Genomic DNA, 17,385 nt, shown 5'->3' with positions numbered 1-17,385 from the left:
GCGTTCCCCTGGGGTTCAGCCACTTACCCCGCGCGGATAGCGCAGTGGTGGACTGATCGCGGTCTCGCGTACCGCCTGCACGTTCGGCGCGGATTCGCCGAAGAACGCATCCAGCCCCCGCTTCACGTCCTCGATGCCGCAGGCAAGGATCGCCAGCCCGCCGGCCGCTTCGACTTGGGCAAGGAAGGCCGCTTGCTCGTCGCTGGGTTCCTCGCCTAGACGCTTGACCTCAATCGCCAGGAATTTCCCGGTCACGAGCTGACCCAGCACATCCGAGCAGCCAGGAAAGGCATAGCGAATGAAGCGACGCTTCGGCTTGCCATGCTTGTCGCGCTCCTCGACGACATGCGCCCCGGTGTTGAAGCGACGCGCCCACGCCACCCGTCGATCTACGGCGAGATAGCGCAAGATCGCGCACTGAATGTCGTGCTCCAGGGGCTCGATCGGGGTCAGGCGAAAAGCTCGGCTCATGTCAGGTCCTCCGGTCGACGGTGAATAGCGGTCAAGATCGCGCGCGCCTCCGCTGCGAAGGGTCCGGTGATCGACAGCGGCGGACGTGCGTCCCCGCCGGCGAGATGCCGCGCCAACACCGCCAACTGCTGGCGTGCCGCCGGGCTGTTGCGGTAGCGCCAACGGATGCGAGCGCGGTAGGCCTCGGGATCCATGCACATCGAAGGCGCGGCGAGCGGACCCAGGGCCACGGAGCTGGTGTCGGCCGCAAGCGTGAACGCACCCGACCAGGCATCCCCGCTCAGAGACGCTGTACGGGCCGTGGAGCTTGCGCGAGTGGTTATATCAAAACTCCTATGGGTCATTTTCTCAGGCACGGCTCTACGCCTCCTGTGCGGTCTGAGGGCGACTCGCGCGGGTCCGGTAGCTCGACCAGGTGAACGGCACCAACGCGCTTCCGGATTCGAGCACGCGATCCATGATCCGCGCCCCCAGGTAGTCCTTCATGCCATCCGCATCGAGATTGCCGATGAGAAGCGTTGGACGTTGAGCGGAATAGCGCCCGTTGACCAGATCGAATAGCAACGCCCGGCGCTTCTCACGGTCCCCGATCGACACGCCTACCTCGTCGAGGACAAGAAGATCCGGCTCGATCAGCAGTGCGAACGCCTCCTCTTCGGTGCGCTCGGCCCGCGGCGAGTAGGTCGCGCGGATCATCCGCAGCGCCTCCGAGATGGTCATGAACAACCCGGTGTGACCCGAGCGGATCACTGCAGTCAGGATCGCGCAGGCCAGATGCGTCTTGCCTGTGCCAGGATTGCCGGCCAAGACGAGCGAATAGCCCGCGCTCAGGACGCGAGCAAACCCTTCCGCGTACCGCTGGCAGGTCTCCAGCGCGCGGCGCTGGTCCGGCGTCTCGGCATGGTAGCCACCGAAATCGCGCCCCAGGAATCGCCTGGGAATCCCCGAACGCCCGAGTTCCGCCTCGAGCCGGTGCTGACGGTCGCGGTCCCGCTCGCGCTCAAGCGCGACAACTTCCGCGCGCCCAACAGCGTTGAGTTGCTCCAGGGTCATCGGTTCATTGCATCCAGGGGATGTCCTCAAGCGGGGTGGCTCCCTTGGTGTAATCCGGGCGATGGTCGCGGCCATTGACTCCGGTTGCGCCTGTCTTGTCATCTTTCGCCTCGTATTCACGCTTCACCCACTTGCGCCAAACGGCGAACCAGTCCGCACTGACAGCCCTGTCACCGGTCGCTGCCTGCCAGTAATCGCGGAAGCCTATCCAGACCGCGTCGAGATCGAGATCCGGACGCGCCTCGGTAGCCCACGATTGCCACGACTGCGGCAGATCGCGAAGAGCAAGCCGAGCGGGTTTTTCTGACTGTTCAACTCGGTTTTCGCGCGAGCTGCTGCTAGCTGCTAACGGTTCTTTACGGTTCAGCTTACGGTTAGTGGCCGCCAGGCGGCCTAGTTCAGGGCCGCCAGGCGGCCTAGTTGAGCCGCCAGACGGCCTAGCCGCCTCCTGGCCTAGGCCGCCACTCGGCCTAGTTGAGCCGCCAGACGGCCTAGCCGCCTCCTGGCCTAGGCCGCCACCCGGCCTAGTTGAGCCGTCTCGCGGCTTAGCCGCCTCCTGGCCTAGGCCGCCTCCCGGCCTAGTTGGATGGCCGTTGATGCCGAGCCGATAGATCGTCACGCGCCCCCGGTCGCGTTCCCGGATGACAAGGTGTGCCCGCTCAAGCGCGTTCAGCGCATCCTTGACACCCGAAGGCGAAAGCCCAGTGCGTGCGCTGAGACGCGAGAGCGACGGCCAGCACTCCCGATCTTCATTGGCGTGATCTGCAAGGGCCAAGAGCACGAGCTTCTGCGTGGGCGATACCAAGAGGCTCCAAGCCCACTCCAGGGCTGACAGACTCACGGTCAGCTCCCGTCGGTTGTGATGAGTTCACTGACAGGCACACCGATTTCGGCGGCCAGCCGTTCCAGGGTTCTGAGGCTTGGGCACTTCTGACCTTTCTCGATGCGGCTGAAGTAGCCTTGCGAAAGCCGCATCCTCCGGGCGAGATCCATCTGGGTGACGGAGTTGCGTGCCCTCCAGACTCGGAGATTCCGACCGACGGTCACGGCAATCGTTTGGGCATGGTGCTCTGTGGTCATATTATGTCCTCCAATGGGAATAAAATAACTCCCATAGGTTATATTCTCAAGGAAAATTAGACTGTTAAATGTCCCAGGGGCATAATTCGCCGTATGTTGCACACTCGTCTCAAATCCGCTCGACAGGCCAAGGGCCTCAAGCAAAAGGAGGTCTCGGATGCACTCGGAATTGCGCAAGGCTTCGTCTCGCGGCTGGAAAACGGCGACAAGAAGCCGAGCGTGGAGATGCTTGCGAGGCTGGCCGAGCTGTATGGAGTATCCGAGAGCTATCTGATCGGGCATCAGCTCGCTGACGATCAGGGCGAGTATTCGCCGGCTGCCGAGCGCCTGTTGGCTGATCCTGGGACGCCCGCCGGATTGCGCGAACTCGCCGCTGACAGCGCGCTCCTAGCGACGCTAGAGATCACGTCGGCGGAATGGTTGGCCTTGCGCTCGATCGAGCTGCCGAAACCGGCAGCAAAAAGCGGGTACGTTCAGCTCTTGACGACGATCAGGGGGATCTCGCGAGCGTGACTCGAACGTGACGCGCTCCAGTCACGTTGGGGCAACCTGAGTCACGGTGAGTCACGATTGCGTGGGGGCGGATGCGCTAATATGTTGAAAAATAAAGGTAGCAGTTTGGGGAAATTGGCTACGAACCAGGTGGTCGGGAGTTCGAATCTCTCCGGGCGCGCCAATAAAGACAAAGGCTTAGCATCAATCAGGTGCTGAGCCTTTTTCGTTTCTGACGAAAACCCGAAATTTACCCCCACTTTTACCCCCACCCTCAGAAACGCTTACTCACGGTTCCGTGCGCTGGGCTCTTTTTCGAGAATCCACGTCCATTTTGCGAAACAGATTCACCAGTCGACATCCAGGTCGTCTAGCAACCCGCCCAGCCCTCTCTCCACCAGCCGCAGCCGACTGGCCATCCCAGCGATCGAGGCACTGACGAAACGATCATGCTGCTGCCTCAGTCGCTCGAAGGTGCGTCGGTGCATCCCCTTCGGTCGTCGACCGGGGAAGTTCAGGATGCCAGGCTCCCAGCCCAGCCGTCGGCGAATGGTCTCCGCCCGCCGCATCGCGCGGTCATCGTCGGTTTCGCGCTGACAGTCATAAGCCAGCCGGTAGCAGTGCCGGCAGGCAAAGATGCCCGAGCCGCCGAGATAGAGCATGGCCACCCGTCGTCCGCAGCCATTCGCCGGGCAGAGGAACCAGGGACGCGATCCGCCGTAGTTGCAGCCGGTCCAGTCCAACTGGACGGCGTACCCATCGGCGTCCAATCACCACCTGTGCGCTGGTGCCGATAGAGCGGATGGAATTCCCCGTTGACCCATTCGGCGGCTTGCTGTGAGTGATCCTCCGGGAAGGCGAAGAAGTAGTCGAGATCGTTGCGTCGATAGGGCTCGACCACGCAATGCTGGCCACGCCCTTCGGCATGGCGAAAGTAGTGACTGATCAGGTTGGCCAGTTCCCGCAAGCTCGCGGTATCGACCGCCGCCTGCTGTCGAGGCAGGTTCCGGCGCTTGCGCCAATAGGACAGCATGTCCGCGTGGTAGAAGCGGGTTGCGCCCTTCCACCAAGGCCCATAGTCGAGGAAGGTGATCATCGCGCGGGCATAGTGGCTGGAAAGGGCCGAAAGCTGGTCGGAGAAAGACGCGAAAGCCTCGGAATCCGCCCCACACTGCCAACGCGCCTCGTCGAGGATCGCCAGCCAGCCCTTCTCGCAGCTCATATCGAAGATCTGCCGCAACTCCGCCTCCAACGGATTGCGCTGGGTGTCCGACAGATCCCGCCATGCCTCGAACAGGGCATCCGGAGTGCCTTCGTTCATCTCCGCAAAATCCAGGTCGCCGAACAGCCCGTGCATCTGGAAGTACCGCGCCAGCAAGGCGTTCGGCATCTGGCGGGACAGGTTGTTGATCGAGTAGTGGCGAGTCATGCGTTCCTCCTTGGCGTGTATCAATCGCTTTTTTTGGACGTTAGCGGTTTTTCCTGTACTTTGCAGCGTTTGCGCTGCAGGACGTGCTGTGGACTGTCGGGAGCATCGGTCCGCCCCGAACAAGGTTGGGGTGCTGATCTGGGAGCCTGGCAGGTGCAAGGGCGCTCCGATCGAGGGCGCGGATCAGGCCGGCGGCACTCATTCAGGGCGGAGCCTCAGTCTTAACGAAGGAACAGCTGTAACCGAACCATGGCGATCAAGAAGTCCGATCTTTACTCCTCCCTCTGGGCCTCCTGCGATGAGCTGCGCGGCGGTATGGACGCCAGCCAGTACAAGGACTACGTCCTGTTCATGCTGTTCATCAAGTACATCTCGGACAAATACGCCGACTCCGACGACTTCGCCCCGCCCGTTATCATCCCGGCCGGCGGGGGCTTCAAAGACATGATTGCGCTCAAGGGCAAGAGCGACATTGGCGACAAGATCAACACCCAGATCATCCAGCCGCTCATCGACGCCAACGCCCGCCTCGCGCGCAGCGACTTCCCCGATTTCAACGACCCGAACAAGCTCGGCGAAGGCCAGGCGATGGTGGAGCGCCTGACGAACCTGGTGGCCATCTTCCAGAAGCCGGAACTGGATTTCTCCAAGAACCGTGCGGAGCACGACGACATTCTCGGCGATGCCTACGAGTATCTGATGCGTCAATTCGCGCAGGAGTCAGGCAAAGACAAGGGTTACTTCTACATTCCGGCCGAGGTCAGTCGCATCATCGCCCAGGTGATCGGCATCTCGCCCGAGAATGCCAAGGCATCCACGACCGCCCATGATCCCATCTGTGGTTCGGGTTCGCTGCTGCTGAAGGTCGCGGCCCAAGCCGGGAAGCACATCACCCTGGAGGGGCAGGAGAAGGACATGACCACGACTGGTCTGGCCCGCATGAACATGATCCTGCACGACTTCCCGACCGCCAATATCCAGTTGGGCAATAGCCTGACCTCGCCCAAGTTTACGAATGGCGCGCAGTTGCGAACCTATGATTACGTGATCGCGGGAGTCCCCTTCTCCGAAAAGAATTGGAGTGCTGGATTCTCGCCCTCGGATGATCCCTATCAGCGCTTCCAGTGGGGTGAGCCACCGGCCAAGCAGGGCGACTACGCCTACCTGCTGCACATCATCCGCTGCATGAAGAGCGCGGGCAAAGGTGCCTGCATCCTGCCCCACGGCGTGCTGTTCCGCGGCAATGCGGAGGCCGTCATCCGCGAGCGGCTGGTCCGCTCCGGCTACCTCAAGGGCATCATCGGCCTGCCCGCGAATCTGTTCTACGGCACCTGCATCCCTGCCTGCATCCTGGTGCTGGACAAGGAGAACGCCACCGCCCGCAAGGGCGTCTTCATGATCGACGCATCCAAAGGCTTCATCAAAGACGGCAACAAAAACCGCCTGCGCGAGCAGGACATCCACCGCATCGTTGATGCCTTCCGCAAACAGGGCGAGGCGCCGCGTTACGCCCGCATGGTGCCCTTCGACGAGATCAGCGACCCCAAGAACGACTACAACCTCAACCTGCCGCGCTACATCGACTCGACCTCCGCGGAAGACATCCAGGACATCGACGGCCACCTGCGCGGAGGCATCCCAGAGCGCGACATCGATGCCCTGAATCGCTACTGGCAGGTGCTCCCCGGCCTGCGTGCCGTCCTGTTCCAGCCTGCCGACCGGCCCGGCTACAGCGACCCGCGGCTGCCCATCGCCGAGGTGCAGGCCGCCATCATGGGGCATCCGGAATTCACCGCCTTCAACCAGGATGTGACTCGACGCTTCGCCCAATGGCGCGAGGCCAACCTCCCGCGCCTGAAGGGCTTCGACCAGGACGATCATCCCAAGGCGCTCATCGAGACCATCGCCGAGAACCTGCTCGCCACCTTTCGGGCCGCGCCCCTGCTCGATGCCTACGCCGTCTACCAGCACCTGATGGACTACTGGGCCGAGACCATGCAAGACGACTGCTACCTCATCGCCGCCGATGGCTGGGTAGCTGAGACCCATCGGGTCAGGGAGGAGGTGAAGGCCGGCAAGCGCAAGGGCGAGATGAAGGATAAGGGCTGGACCTGCGATCTGATCCCCAAGCCGCTCATCGTCGCCCGCTACTTCGCCAAGGAGCAGGCGGCCATCGATGCCCAGCAGGCCGAGTTGGAGACCGTCACCGCCAGCCTCGATCAGTTGTCCGAAGAGCACGGCGGCGACGAGGGCGTGTTAAACGATGTCGCGACCAAGGCCGACGCCCAGACAGCCTACACCGAGGCGCTGGTCGCGCTTTGGGACCAGCAGGACAAGCCGGCCTATGCCGCTTATAGCGCCAGCATCGAGACGGCGAATTCGCAGGCCGCACAGCTGCAGGCGCTCAGCGATCAGCATGAGTTCTCCGCCCTGAAGAATGCCAAGGGCAAGCTCACCCTCAAGGCGGTCAAGGATCGGTTGTGCCGGATTCCGCCCGGCGCGGAACGGGCCGCGCTGACCGACTATGTCGAAGCGGACAAGCAACGGAAGGAGGCCGATAAGGCGGCCAAGCATCGCTTCGCGGCGGTCGAGTCGGGATTTCAGGATCGGCTCGCCGAGGACCCGCTTCCCGAGGGCTTCGGCGATCTTCAGGCCACGGTGCGCTATCTGGCGCTTCTGGACGAGCATGCCGAACTCAAGGCCAAGCTCAAGGCGGCCGAGGAAGCCCTCGACCGGGTCGCTTACGAGAAATACCCGACGCTCACCGAGGCCGAGATCAAGACGCTGGTGGTAGACGACAAGTGGCTCACCCGGCTCGCGGCTGATGTGCAAGGTGAGCTGGATCGCGTCAGCCAGACGCTCACGGGGCGCGTGCGCCAGCTTGCGGAACGCTATGCGACACCCCTGCCGCGGCTCACCGATGAGGTCGAGGCGCTGTCCGCGAAGGTCGCGGAGCACCTGAAGCGCATGAGGCCGGACTTCGGCTGATGACGTTCCCGGTTCGGGTCATCGACACCAGCCTTCCGGAGCTTCTCGAACAGCTTGGAACCAAGAAAAAGTCTTGGGTCAGATTGGAGAGCGGTCGTTATCTGTTCAAGATCGGCCGGCCCGGCACCGGCGAGAATTGGGCCGAGGTGATCGCGGCGAGACTTGCGTCCATGTTGGGCATCCCGCATGCCGACTATGAGTTCGCCGTGCGTGGGGATGAAAAGGGCGTGCTCTCGCCGCTCATCGTCCCCGAGGGTGGCCGCTTGATCGCTGGGAACGAGTTGTTGGCCAAGATCCACCCGGAGTACCCGGTCCATGAGGTCAGACAGGTCAGCGATCACACGCTGGGAAGGATCCATGGCTTGCTGACACACCGAGACATCGGGCTCCCTCCGGACTGGAAGCCGCCCGCTGACTCGATCACGACGGCCTATGACCTCTTCCTGGGCTATTTGCTGCTCGACGCCTGGATTGCCAATCAAGACCGTCATCATGAGAACTGGGGAGTCATTCATTATCAACAGCGGATCTATCTGTCGCCGAGCTTCGACCATGCCGCCTCAATGGGACAAAATGAAACCGACAGCAACCGTGAGGCGCGATTGACCACCCGCGACCGGGGCCGCCACATCTCGACCTATGTGAACCGAGCCAGATCGGCCATCTATGAGCGCCAGGACAGCGCCAAGCCGCTAAAAACGGTTGAGCTATTCGAGAAAGCCGCCAGCAGATCACCGACCGCTGCACAGATCTGGCTCAGACAGCTTGAAAGGGTCGACGCGCAAGACATCGCGGCACTGTTCGAGCAACTTCAGGAGAGCGAGGCCAGTCAGATCGCCAAAACCTTTGCGATGCGCCTGCTCGAACTGAACCGAGAACGACTGCTCAAGAGCCTGACACCATGAACACCCTTTATATCGCCTGGCAGGATCCCGAAACGCGAATCTGGCACACGGTCGGCCGTCTGACTCAGTCGAGCAAGACCGGCTATCGCTTCTGCTATACCGCCGGCGCGGAGGCATCTCCACGCTTCGACTACCTGAGTCGGATGCACGATCTCTATCGTTGCTATCACTCGGACACCCTGTTTCCGCTCTTCGCCAACCGCATCCTCAACCGCTCCCGCCCCGAGTTTCCCTGCTACCTGGACTGGTTGGGGGTCGATGCGGATGCCAGCCCCCTGGAGCTGCTGGCACGCTCCGGCGGACGCCGAGCGACCGACAGCCTCTGTGTCTACCCCGAAGTGGAGCCGGACGATTCGGGTTGGATGACGCTCGATTTCTTCAGCCACGGCCTGCGCTATCTGCCGCCCGAGGCACTGGAGGCGCTGGACCAACTTCAGCCCGGCACGCCCCTGCAATTGATCCCCGAGGACCACCAGCACGATCGTTACGCGCTGAGGCTAGAGGATGGCGCGGCGCAACCGCTCGGCTACTGTCCGCGCTATCTGAATCAAAGTCTGCGCGTGGTCATGCGCGAAACCCCGATTCAACTGAGGGTCGCGCGCAACAACCACCAGGCGCCCACTCAGTTTCGACTGCTGTGCGAGGCGCGTTTTACGGGGAAGGCTGGAAAGCGTTTCTATGAATCGGATGAGCATCGGCCGCTTGCGCTGCTCGCGGCGGCCTAATGAATCGAGAGGTCAGGTTCGATATGTGCAGCGCCACAGAGATTCCATCCGGCTACAAGCGCACGGATGTTGGAATCGTACCGGTGGACTGGGATCCGGCACCCGTTGGTCGCAAGGGCGAAGTGCTGACAGGGAAAGCTCTGGCGGCGAGTGCCCCAGGACAACAGCGACCGTACTTGCGCACCAAGAACGTCTTCGACGGACGAATCGACATTGATGATGTCCTGACGATGCCAATGACTGAGGCGCAGTTTGCCCAGTTCGCGCTCAGAAGCGGTGACGTACTCCTGAACGAGGGACAAAGTCTCGAACTCGTGGGCCGGTGCGCGATGTATCGCGAGGAATATCCGGAACCATGCGCGATACAGAACCAGCTTCTCCGGTTCAGAGCCCGGCCGGGGGTATGCGGTGAGTTTGCCTCCCACCTTTTTCGCTTTTCGCAACAATCCGGCGTATTCGCACGAGTCGCTCTGCAGACGACCTCGATCGCCCATCTCGGCGGCAAGCGATTCGAGAACCTCATTCTTGCATGGCCTCCGACCGAGGCCGAACAACGCGCCATCGCGACGGCGTTGAGCGATGTGGATGCCCTGCTGGGCGGGCTGGACCGGCTCATCGCCAAGAAGCGCGACCTCAAACAGGCCGCCATGCAGCAACTCCTCACCGGCCAGACCCGCCTCCCTGGTTTCAGCGGGGACTGGGAGATAAAGCGGCTGGGGGCTTCCGGGAATTGTCTGCGAGGCGTGAGCTACCGAGGGGACAGTGACCTTGCGGCTTACGACTCACCACATACCAAGCGCCTCCTCCGATCCAACAACGTTCAGAACGCAACCATTGTCACCAATGAAGTTCAGTTCGTGAATGCCGCAAGGGTAGCTTCGCGCCAACTCCTCGAGAAAGATGACATCCTCATTTGTATGGCCAACGGCAGCAAAGCTCTCGTTGGCAAGGCCGGGCTTTTTCGGGTAAACGATGGCCACGACTACACGTTCGGCGCATTCATGGGCTGCTTTCGCACGAACTCCGCCGAGGCGAACCCCGCCTTTGTCTTCTATCTTTTCCTGACCGCTCAATACCGTGATTACATCAACAATCTGCTTGCCGGATCGAGCATTAACAACTTGAAGCCGAGTAGCATTGAGTCGCTTGAGTTTTCCATGCCATCCCTACCCGAACAAACCGCCATCGCCGAAACCCTCTCCGACATGGACGCCGAACTGGAAGCGCTCGAAGCCCGCCGCGACAAGACCCGCGCCCTCAAGCAGGCGATGATGCAGGAACTACTCACTGGGAGGACGCGGCTGGTATGAGTGCCTACCAGCCACCGTTCAGTCTCAACCACGCCACGCTCTCCAAGGTGGCGGAGATTGCCGAGTGGCTGGGGCGTTGGAAAGAGGCCAGCCGCGCCGGGCTGGTGCCGCAGCTGCGCCGGGGCAACCGTATCCGCACCATCCAGGCATCCCTGGCCATCGAGCAGAATACCCTGTCCGTGGAACAGGTGACCGCCGTGCTGGACGGTAAGCCGGTGCTGGGTCTGCCCCGCGAGATCCAGGAGGTGCGCAACGCCTTCAACGCCTACGAGGCCCTGCCCGACTGGAACCCGTCCCGCTTGGACCATCTGCTGGCCGCTCACGGGCTGCTGTTGCATGGGCTGGCCGATGATGCCGGGCATCTGCGCCAGCGCGGGGTCGGGATCTACCGGGCGGATCGGCTGATTCACATGGCGCCGCCACCGAGCCAGGTGCCCCGACTGATGGACGACCTGCTCGGCTGGCTGTCCAGTACGGAGGCCCATCCCTTGATCGCATCCTCTGCCATGCATTACGAGCTGGAGTTCATCCATCCCTTCAGCGACGGCAATGGGCGCGTCGGGCGCCTCTGGCAAACGCTGATTCTGAGCCGCTGGCAGCCCATACTCGCCTATCTGCCCGTCGAGACCGTGATCAGGAGCCGACAGGACGCCTACTATCGGGTGTTGGGAGAAGCGGACGAGGCCGCCGATTGCAGTGGCTTCATCCTGTTTATGCTCGATGCACTCGCCACCGCCCTGCGACAGGCAATCGCGGACGGGACTTCGGTGAATCCTTCGGCGAAAACGTCGGTGAAAACGCCGATAGCCTTGCTGGAGCTGCTCGGACGGAACCCCGAGATGACGCTGGCGGAGGTGGCCGCCGTGATCGGACGCTCGGTGCGGGCGGTCGAAATGGCCAGCGCCAAACTGGTCAAGGCCGGCAAACTGCGCCATGTGGGTCCGCAAAAGGGCGGTCGCTGGGAGATCCTGCCGTGACTGCGCCGCGATCCGAACGTCTGACACAGAACCGCGTGCTCTCCTTGTTCACGGACGAGGCTCGCCAGGATTGCCTCGGCTACCGCTACCTCGGCGAATGGAGCAAGCGCCCAAACAACCGCGCCATCGAGACGGATCTGCTACGCGACAATCTCGCCGCGCGGGGCTACTCGGCCGCGCACATCTCCGCCGCACTTCAGAAGCTGGAGACCGCCGCCGACGCGACGGGCATCACCCTCTATCAGGCCAATCTGCGCACCTACCAGTTGCTGCGCTATGGCGTGCCGGTGCAGACCGCCGCCGGTCAGTCCCACGAGACGGTGCATCTCATCGATTGGGAGCACCCGGAGCGCAACGACTTCGCCCTCGCCGAGGAGGTCACCCTGCGCGGCGGCTACGAGCGCAGGCCCGACCTGGTGCTCTACATCAACGGCATCGCCATCGCCCTGATCGAGCTGAAGCGCAGTTCGGTGGAGGTGGCGGACGGCGTGCGCCAGCTCATCACCAACCAGGAGGAGATCTTCAACAAGGGCTTCTTCAGTACGGTGCAACTGGTCTTTGCAGGCAATGATTCGCAAGGGCTGCGCTACGGCACCACCGGCACGCCGGAGAAGCATTTCGTGGAGTGGAAAGAGCGAGGCGCCAAGGACGCGTTCGAGCTGGATGTTGCCGACGCGCGTGGTTTCTATGCCGCCGCCGGTGTCCTGCTGGACCGTCCGTTGGCGCAACTGTGTGAGAAGACCCGTCTGCTGGACCTGATCCGGAACTTCATCATCTTCGACGCGGGCCAGAAGAAGGTGCCACGGCCCCATCAGTTCGTCGGCATGAAGAAGGCGCAGGAGCGGATCAGGCAGCGCGAGGGCGGCGTCATCTGGCACACCCAGGGCAGCGGCAAGAGCATCCTCATGGTGCTGCTCGCCAAGTGGCTGCTGGAGCACGACCCCGACGGGCGCATCCTGATCATCACCGACCGCGATGAGCTGGACCAGCAGATCCTGGGCGTGATGAAGAACGCGGGCGTCATTGCCGAGGATGCGCCTTCGCCGCGCATCACCTCGCGGGCTCAGTTCGTCGAGAAGCTGGGGGCCACCACGCCCCGGTTGTTGTGCGCCTTGATCCACAAGTTCGAGCCGGACATCAAGAGCGAACCGCCCCCGATTCACGGCCGCTTCTATGTGTTCGTGGACGAGTGCCACCGCACCCAGGGCGGCGAGATGAACCGCCAGATGAAGCGCTGGCTGGAGAACGGCATCTTTGTCGGCTTCACCGGCACACCTCTATTGCGGAAGGACAGGCAGACCACGCGGCAGGTCTTTGGCACCTACATCGACACCTACAAGTTCCATGAGGCGGTCGCCGACAAGGTGGTCCTCGACCTGAAGTACGAGGCCCGTGATGTGCCCGAGCGCCTGACCCAGCAGAAGAAGGTGGACGCCTGGTTCGACAAGACGACCAAGGGGCTGAACAACTTCCAGCGCGCTGTTCTGCGCAAGCGCTGGGCGACCATGGAAGCGCTGATGAGCGCCGCAGAGCGCAAGCAGCGGATCATCGCCAGCATCATCGAGGACTTCGGTCTGCGTCCGCGCCTGAATAATGACCGCGGCACGGCGCTTCTGGTGGCGGCCTCGATCTATGACGCCTGCCACTACTACCGGTTGTTCCGGAACACGTCATTCGGCCAATACTGCGGCATCGTCACCTCGTTCCAGCCGAACCACAACGCGATCTCCAGGGAGCCGGCGAACAGCGACGAACGCTACAAGTTCGACACCTACACTCAGCATGTCCTGACCGCTGGGCAGAGCACGAAGCAGTACGAGGACGAGATCAAGCGCCGCTTCATCGAGGAGCCTGCCAACTGCAAGCTGCTGATCGTGGTCAGCAAGCTGCTGACCGGCTTCGATGCCCCTTCCTGCACCTACGTCTATCTCGACAACGAGCTGCACGACCACAATCTCTTCCAGGCCATCTGCCGCACCAACCGCCTCGACGGCGACGACAAGGACTATGGCCACATCGTCGATTTCAAGGAGCTGTTCGGGGACGTGCAGCAGGCCATCGCGGTCTATAGCTCCGACGAATTGGATGTCGACGGCGGCACCAAGGAGGACAACAACGCTTATCTGAAAGACAGGCTGAAGGAAGGCAAGAAACAGCTCGATGCGGCGCGCGAGGCGCTCCGGTATCTGTGCGAGCCGGTGCCGCCGCCTCGCGAGGTCGAGCAGTATCTGCATTACTTCTGCGGCGACGCCAGCGATCCGAGCGCTCTAAACGACACCGAAGTGCTTCGGGTTTCCTTCTACAAGGCGGTGGCGACCTTCGTGCGCGCCTTCGCCTCGATTGCCCAGGATCTCACGGCGGCGGGCTATACAGACGCCGAGGCCGACGCCTTGCGGCAGGAAGTGGAGTTCTACGGCGACACACGAGCCGCGATCAAGAAGCACTCGGGCGAGGAGTTGGACATCAAGCCCTACGAGGCGGACATGCGCCACCTGCTCAACACCTACGTTCAGGCGGACCCGGCCGACCCGCAGGGCACGATCGACCAGTATTCTCTGGTCGAGTTGATCATCGAGACCGGTATCCACGACGCCATCGCGAAGAAGCTCAACGCGAAGGGCAAGCTCTCGAAGAACGCCGTCGCCGAGGGGATCGTCAACAACGTCCGTAAGACCATCATCCGTGATCAACTCACCGATCCGAAGTTCTACGCGGAGATGTCGAAGCTGCTGGATGACCTGATCGCCCAGAGTCGGGTCGGCGCCTCCGCCTACGAAACATTCCTCCAGAACGCAGAGGCACTGGTCAGACGCTTGGCAAAAAAGGACGTGGGCGCCCGGCCTGAGATCCTGAACGGTCACCCGGAAGCCATCGTGCTCTTCAACAATCTCGACAGCATCGCGGCCTCCAGCTTCCAGTGCCCGACAGATTCGGAAGACAAGGCAAAGCTCGCTCTGGACATCGACGAGGCCATGCAGCAGAAGGCACCGGCTGGCTGGAAAGGGGACTCGACCCGCGAGGCGCAGGTGCTCAATGCGCTGTTTCCGCTGCTGTCGCGGGATCGGGCAGCGACACAGGCGATCTTTGAAATCATCAAGAACCAACCAGGCTACTGATGACCGAGACCATCCAGCTTGGGGAGATCTCGATCCTGGTGACGCGCAAGGCCATCAAGAACGTGCATCTCTCCGTGCATCCGCCGGACGGTCGGGTCACGCTAGCCGCTCCGACGGGCACGCGCCTTGAGGTTGCCCGCGCCTACGCGATCTCGAAGTTGGGTTGGATTCGCCAACAGCAGGAGACGCTGAGCAACCAGGCGCGAGAGACGCCACGGCAGTTCATCGAGCGTGAGAGTCACTACCTTTGGGGGCGGCGGCATCTCCTGACGGTCGTCGAGCGCGACATCACGCCCGTCGTCACCCTCGACCACAAGCGCATCACCCTGACCGTGCGACCGGGCAGCGATCACGACAAGCGCGCTGAGGTCATGCATGCGTGGCACAAGTCCCTGCTTCACCAAGTGGTGCCATCAATCATCGGCAAGTGGGAGCCAAAGCTAGGAGTGAAGGTCTCGGCGTATTTCCTGCAACGAATGAAAACCAAGTGGGGAAGCTGCAACCACGAAGCCGGGCATATCCGTCTCAACACCGAACTGGTAAAGAAGCCGAGGGACCTCCTGGAATATGTCGTGGTGCACGAAATGGTGCATCTGCTGGAGCCAACCCACAGCGAGCGGTTCCTCGCCATCCTTGGGGAACATTACCCGACCTGGCGTGAAGCCCGTGCGGAACTCAACGAGCTGCCGCTGACAGCGGAGGTGTGGGGGGAGTGAGATGCGAGTCGTGGATTCAAGCAGTCTGTGAAAACCGACCGATGACGACATTTTCCTGTTCCTCGGCAGCCAACAGTAACGCAAGCCGATCCCCAAGCCGTCGCCAAGCATCCCGCTGCTCTGCCTTCAACTCATGGCGCTGGTAGATCCGCTTGAGCTTGTTCTGCTCGACATGATTCAGACAGCGCTCGATCACCTCTCCCATCACGCCCAGCTCGCCCATCATGGTCGCGCCCGTGCGGCGCAGATCATGAGGCGTCCAGGCCCCACCCGAGAGCAGTAAGACCCCCGTGGCCTTGGTCCGGTTGGACAGCGGCTCATCGCGCACGCGGTCTTTGATCTGCTTGGTGATGGATTTCAAACAGATATGGTCCATGCCGTCTCGGGACGGAAGACACCAATCCGAATCGCCGGTCAGGGTCTTCATCGCCTGGAACTGCGTCTTGGCGAAGTCGGAAAGATAGACGGTGTGCTCCTTGGCGTTCTTGCTGTTGCCGGCAGGGATGGACCACTCGCCTTTATCGAGGTCCAAATCCGCCCATTTAGCTTGTGACAGCTCGCCCACCCGGCAGCAGGTCGAAAGCATGATCCAGATGGATAGCTCCGTCGTGTGCAGCAGGTTCGCCGACGGAAGGCGCTTCTTCAGATCAATGATCTCCTCCTCGGACAGATAGCGCTCCCGCTCCTTCTGCCGCCCGCCGATCTTCTCCTTGGTCAACCCCGCCAGCGGGTGCGCCTCGACCCATTCCCGCGCCAGCGCAAAATTGAAGAACTGACGCAGATCACCGAACAGATGATTCGCCATCACCCGCGCGCCGCGCTCGACCACACCATCGAGCACATCCACCAGCATGGATCGCTTGAGGTCAACCAGCGCCACCTCGCCCAGGACCGGAAGAATGTCCTTCTCGATCGCCCGCATGGATTCCTTGCCGCCATCCTTGCGCCGCGACAGTTCCGCCTTCTCCCACTGGCTCAGCGCATCCTTGAAGGTCCGTCGCGCCGCGTTCTCAGCCGCAATGCGGGACAGCTCCGCCTGATGGCGCTCGACCGCCTGCGCCTCCTCGACCTGCTTGCGAAGTTTCTCAGCCCGACCCCCAGCCGTTGGCCCCGCTGGTCGCCGCGCAGACCACCAGCAACACGATATCCAGTAGGGCATGGAGCTTGTTGCGCTCCACTCGCGGGTCTTGAAGCGGGGCGAAATGCTCAAGGAAACTGGCGGACATGAGGGGCTCCTGACAAGGTTTCTCTCAATACTGCCGTAACGCACTGCCAAAAATAAAGTTTATATGCGCTCGCCCTGCACTAGTCACCGATTACGAATCGCTGTAAAATCTTCGCCCTTCGCTTGGGGCACAAGCCCCGAAGGTTGGCAGAGACATTGGCCAAAAATATAAAGCTGCTGTCGGCACGACAAAGGCGAAAAAAATCTGGACAAAGCGGAAAATGTCCTTTAGTATTTCGCGTCTCAGAGCACTGGGGCCATAGCTCAGCTGGGAGAGCGCAACACTGGCAGTGTTGAGGTCGGCGGTTCGATCCCGCCTGGCTCCACCAAACTTCGACAGAATCCGGTTATTGGGTCAAGAGCCGGAATCCTTGGAATATCAAGTTCTGTCCCCATCGTCTAGTGGCCTAGGACACCGCCCTTTCACGGCGGTAACCGGGGTTCGAACCCCCGTGGGGACGCCATTTTAAGGAAGGGGCTAGCCGAAACGGCTAGCCCCTTTTTCGTTTGGGCTGAAAACCCGCTGTAACCTACCTCTTAGCTCCACCGCTCACTCTGCCCTAAACTCGTGTTTCGCTGCCCTCGGTGCGCTGGTGGTGCGACACGATGTCTGGCGTGGCGCTGTCTGTCCATCTCCAGCATTCCAGAATTCCAGCATCCGCCAGCCGTGGCGATCAGGTCACAATCGCTAGTGCAACAGAGTGGAAATCCCGAGACTGTTTAATCATTCATGCTGCGAGCGGCTTTCCCTCATAGGTCCAGCGGAAGGGCTTGGCCAACGTGCGATTGAAGAAGTCGATGAAATCGCTGATGCGTTTCTGAAGGTCGTCGATGGAGGTGAGGTTGCCACGGCGCAGGACTTTGCGCGCCAGGATCGAGAACCACATCTCGATCTGAT

Annotated in this window: 17 protein-coding genes and 2 tRNA genes; 10 read left to right on the top strand and 9 right to left on the bottom strand. The window is 61.8% G+C overall.

Going from position 1 to position 17,385, the window contains the following annotated elements:
• Positions 1-15: 15 nt before the first annotated feature.
• The 5 genes from CKO23_RS16455 to CKO23_RS16435 are packed head-to-tail and all read right to left on the bottom strand — an operon-like array spanning position 16 to position 2,604.
• Positions 16-471 (bottom strand): VRR-NUC domain-containing protein, encoded by a 456-nt coding sequence (locus CKO23_RS16455; RefSeq protein WP_200332908.1) that lies wholly within the window; start codon positions 469-471, stop codon positions 16-18.
• The gene (locus CKO23_RS16450) at positions 468-827 is read right to left on the bottom strand and encodes a hypothetical protein (protein WP_207168582.1); all 360 of its coding nucleotides are present in this window, start codon (positions 825-827) and stop codon (positions 468-470) included. Before CKO23_RS16450 ends, CKO23_RS16455 begins: the two co-directional genes overlap by 4 nt.
• 4 nt (positions 828-831) lie before the next feature.
• The gene (locus CKO23_RS16445) at positions 832-1,524 is read right to left on the bottom strand and encodes an ATP-binding protein (RefSeq protein WP_200332906.1); all 693 of its coding nucleotides are present in this window, start codon (positions 1,522-1,524) and stop codon (positions 832-834) included.
• Between the two features lie 4 nt (positions 1,525-1,528).
• Positions 1,529-2,365, bottom strand: coding sequence for a helix-turn-helix domain-containing protein (locus CKO23_RS26735; RefSeq protein WP_200332905.1), 837 nt, complete (start codon positions 2,363-2,365; stop codon positions 1,529-1,531).
• Positions 2,366-2,367: 2 nt separating this feature from the next.
• Positions 2,368-2,604: a helix-turn-helix domain-containing protein gene (locus CKO23_RS16435; RefSeq protein ID WP_200332904.1), complete on the bottom strand. Its 237-nt coding sequence runs from the start codon at positions 2,602-2,604 to the stop codon at positions 2,368-2,370.
• 93 nt (positions 2,605-2,697) lie between these two features.
• Here CKO23_RS16435 and CKO23_RS16430 point away from each other — a divergent pair, with 93 nt between their 5' ends.
• On the top strand, positions 2,698-3,117 hold the full coding sequence (locus CKO23_RS16430; RefSeq protein WP_200332903.1) for a helix-turn-helix domain-containing protein: 420 nt from the start codon (positions 2,698-2,700) through the stop codon (positions 3,115-3,117).
• 326 nt (positions 3,118-3,443) lie between these two features.
• Here CKO23_RS16430 and CKO23_RS16425 read toward each other — a convergent pair whose 3' ends face one another.
• Both CKO23_RS16425 and CKO23_RS16420 read right to left on the bottom strand, forming a co-directional pair.
• Entirely contained in the window at positions 3,444-3,584 is a 141-nt protein-coding gene (locus CKO23_RS16425; protein WP_200332902.1) for a hypothetical protein, read from the bottom strand.
• Positions 3,585-3,610: 26 nt separating this feature from the next.
• Complete coding sequence (locus tag CKO23_RS16420) at positions 3,611-4,684, bottom strand: hypothetical protein (protein ID WP_200332901.1); 1,074 nt, start codon at positions 4,682-4,684, stop codon at positions 3,611-3,613.
• 90 nt (positions 4,685-4,774) lie between these two features.
• On the opposite strand from CKO23_RS16420, the gene CKO23_RS16415 reads away from it, so the two are divergent.
• The 7 genes from CKO23_RS16415 to CKO23_RS16385 are packed head-to-tail and all read left to right on the top strand — an operon-like array spanning position 4,775 to position 15,262.
• Positions 4,775-7,513, top strand: a complete 2,739-nt coding sequence (locus CKO23_RS16415; RefSeq protein WP_242482497.1) for an HsdM family class I SAM-dependent methyltransferase — start codon at positions 4,775-4,777, stop codon at positions 7,511-7,513.
• On the top strand, positions 7,513-8,418 hold the full coding sequence (locus CKO23_RS16410; protein ID WP_200332900.1) for a hypothetical protein: 906 nt from the start codon (positions 7,513-7,515) through the stop codon (positions 8,416-8,418). Before CKO23_RS16415 ends, CKO23_RS16410 begins: the two co-directional genes overlap by 1 nt.
• Complete coding sequence (locus CKO23_RS16405; protein ID WP_200332899.1) at positions 8,415-9,143, top strand: hypothetical protein; 729 nt, start codon at positions 8,415-8,417, stop codon at positions 9,141-9,143. Before CKO23_RS16410 ends, CKO23_RS16405 begins: the two co-directional genes overlap by 4 nt.
• Positions 9,143-10,453 carry a restriction endonuclease subunit S gene (locus CKO23_RS16400; RefSeq protein WP_200332898.1) on the top strand — a complete coding sequence of 437 codons (1,311 nt, stop codon included), beginning with the start codon at positions 9,143-9,145 and terminating at the stop codon, positions 10,451-10,453. Before CKO23_RS16405 ends, CKO23_RS16400 begins: the two co-directional genes overlap by 1 nt.
• On the top strand, positions 10,450-11,430 hold the full coding sequence (locus tag CKO23_RS16395) for a Fic family protein (RefSeq protein WP_200332897.1): 981 nt from the start codon (positions 10,450-10,452) through the stop codon (positions 11,428-11,430). The genes CKO23_RS16400 and CKO23_RS16395 overlap by 4 nt, the downstream gene beginning before the upstream one ends.
• Complete coding sequence (locus CKO23_RS16390) at positions 11,427-14,546, top strand: HsdR family type I site-specific deoxyribonuclease (protein WP_200332896.1); 3,120 nt, start codon at positions 11,427-11,429, stop codon at positions 14,544-14,546. The genes CKO23_RS16395 and CKO23_RS16390 overlap by 4 nt, the downstream gene beginning before the upstream one ends.
• Positions 14,546-15,262, top strand: a complete 717-nt coding sequence (locus tag CKO23_RS16385; protein WP_200332895.1) for a M48 family metallopeptidase — start codon at positions 14,546-14,548, stop codon at positions 15,260-15,262. The genes CKO23_RS16390 and CKO23_RS16385 overlap by 1 nt, the downstream gene beginning before the upstream one ends.
• Positions 15,263-15,278: 16 nt before the next feature.
• On the opposite strand, the gene CKO23_RS16380 is transcribed toward CKO23_RS16385, so the two are convergent.
• Both CKO23_RS16380 and CKO23_RS25730 read right to left on the bottom strand, forming a co-directional pair.
• Complete coding sequence (locus tag CKO23_RS16380; protein WP_440870571.1) at positions 15,279-16,241, bottom strand: tyrosine-type recombinase/integrase; 963 nt, start codon at positions 16,239-16,241, stop codon at positions 15,279-15,281.
• A 106-nt stretch (positions 16,242-16,347) separates the two neighbouring features.
• Entirely contained in the window at positions 16,348-16,488 is a 141-nt protein-coding gene (locus tag CKO23_RS25730; protein WP_242482496.1) for a transposase family protein, read from the bottom strand.
• 252 nt (positions 16,489-16,740) lie between these two features.
• On the opposite strand from CKO23_RS25730, the gene CKO23_RS16375 reads away from it, so the two are divergent.
• Together CKO23_RS16375 and CKO23_RS16370 are read left to right on the top strand one after the other, a co-directional pair.
• Positions 16,741-16,816, top strand: a tRNA-Ala gene (locus tag CKO23_RS16375).
• 59 nt (positions 16,817-16,875) lie between these two features.
• Positions 16,876-16,951, top strand: a tRNA-Glu gene (locus tag CKO23_RS16370).
• Positions 16,952-17,385: the final 434 nt, after the last annotated feature.

The organism is Thiocystis violacea (assembly GCF_016583565.1).
Lineage (GTDB): Bacteria > Pseudomonadota > Gammaproteobacteria > Chromatiales > Chromatiaceae > Thiorhodococcus > Thiorhodococcus violaceus_A.
This window is presented reverse-complemented; position numbering and strand designations above follow the sequence as displayed.

Excerpts from the sequence above, each read along its gene's own strand:
- CKO23_RS16455 (WP_200332908.1), bottom strand. The coding sequence starts at position 471 with ATGAGCCGAGCTTTTCGCCTGACCCCGATCGAGCCCCTGGAGCACGAC.
- CKO23_RS16445 (WP_200332906.1), bottom strand. The coding sequence starts at position 1,524 with ATGACCCTGGAGCAACTCAACGCTGTTGGGCGCGCGGAAGTTGTCGCG.
- CKO23_RS16435 (WP_200332904.1), bottom strand. The coding sequence starts at position 2,604 with ATGACCACAGAGCACCATGCCCAAACGATTGCCGTGACCGTCGGTCGG.
- CKO23_RS16430 (WP_200332903.1), top strand. The coding sequence starts at position 2,698 with ATGTTGCACACTCGTCTCAAATCCGCTCGACAGGCCAAGGGCCTCAAG.
- CKO23_RS16425 (WP_200332902.1), bottom strand. The coding sequence starts at position 3,584 with ATGCACCGACGCACCTTCGAGCGACTGAGGCAGCAGCATGATCGTTTC.
- CKO23_RS16415 (WP_242482497.1), top strand. The coding sequence starts at position 4,775 with ATGGCGATCAAGAAGTCCGATCTTTACTCCTCCCTCTGGGCCTCCTGC.
- CKO23_RS16410 (WP_200332900.1), top strand. The coding sequence starts at position 7,513 with ATGACGTTCCCGGTTCGGGTCATCGACACCAGCCTTCCGGAGCTTCTC.
- CKO23_RS16405 (WP_200332899.1), top strand. The coding sequence starts at position 8,415 with ATGAACACCCTTTATATCGCCTGGCAGGATCCCGAAACGCGAATCTGG.
- CKO23_RS16400 (WP_200332898.1), top strand. The coding sequence starts at position 9,143 with ATGAATCGAGAGGTCAGGTTCGATATGTGCAGCGCCACAGAGATTCCA.
- CKO23_RS16395 (WP_200332897.1), top strand. The coding sequence starts at position 10,450 with ATGAGTGCCTACCAGCCACCGTTCAGTCTCAACCACGCCACGCTCTCC.
- CKO23_RS16385 (WP_200332895.1), top strand. The coding sequence starts at position 14,546 with ATGACCGAGACCATCCAGCTTGGGGAGATCTCGATCCTGGTGACGCGC.
- CKO23_RS25730 (WP_242482496.1), bottom strand. The coding sequence starts at position 16,488 with ATGTCCGCCAGTTTCCTTGAGCATTTCGCCCCGCTTCAAGACCCGCGA.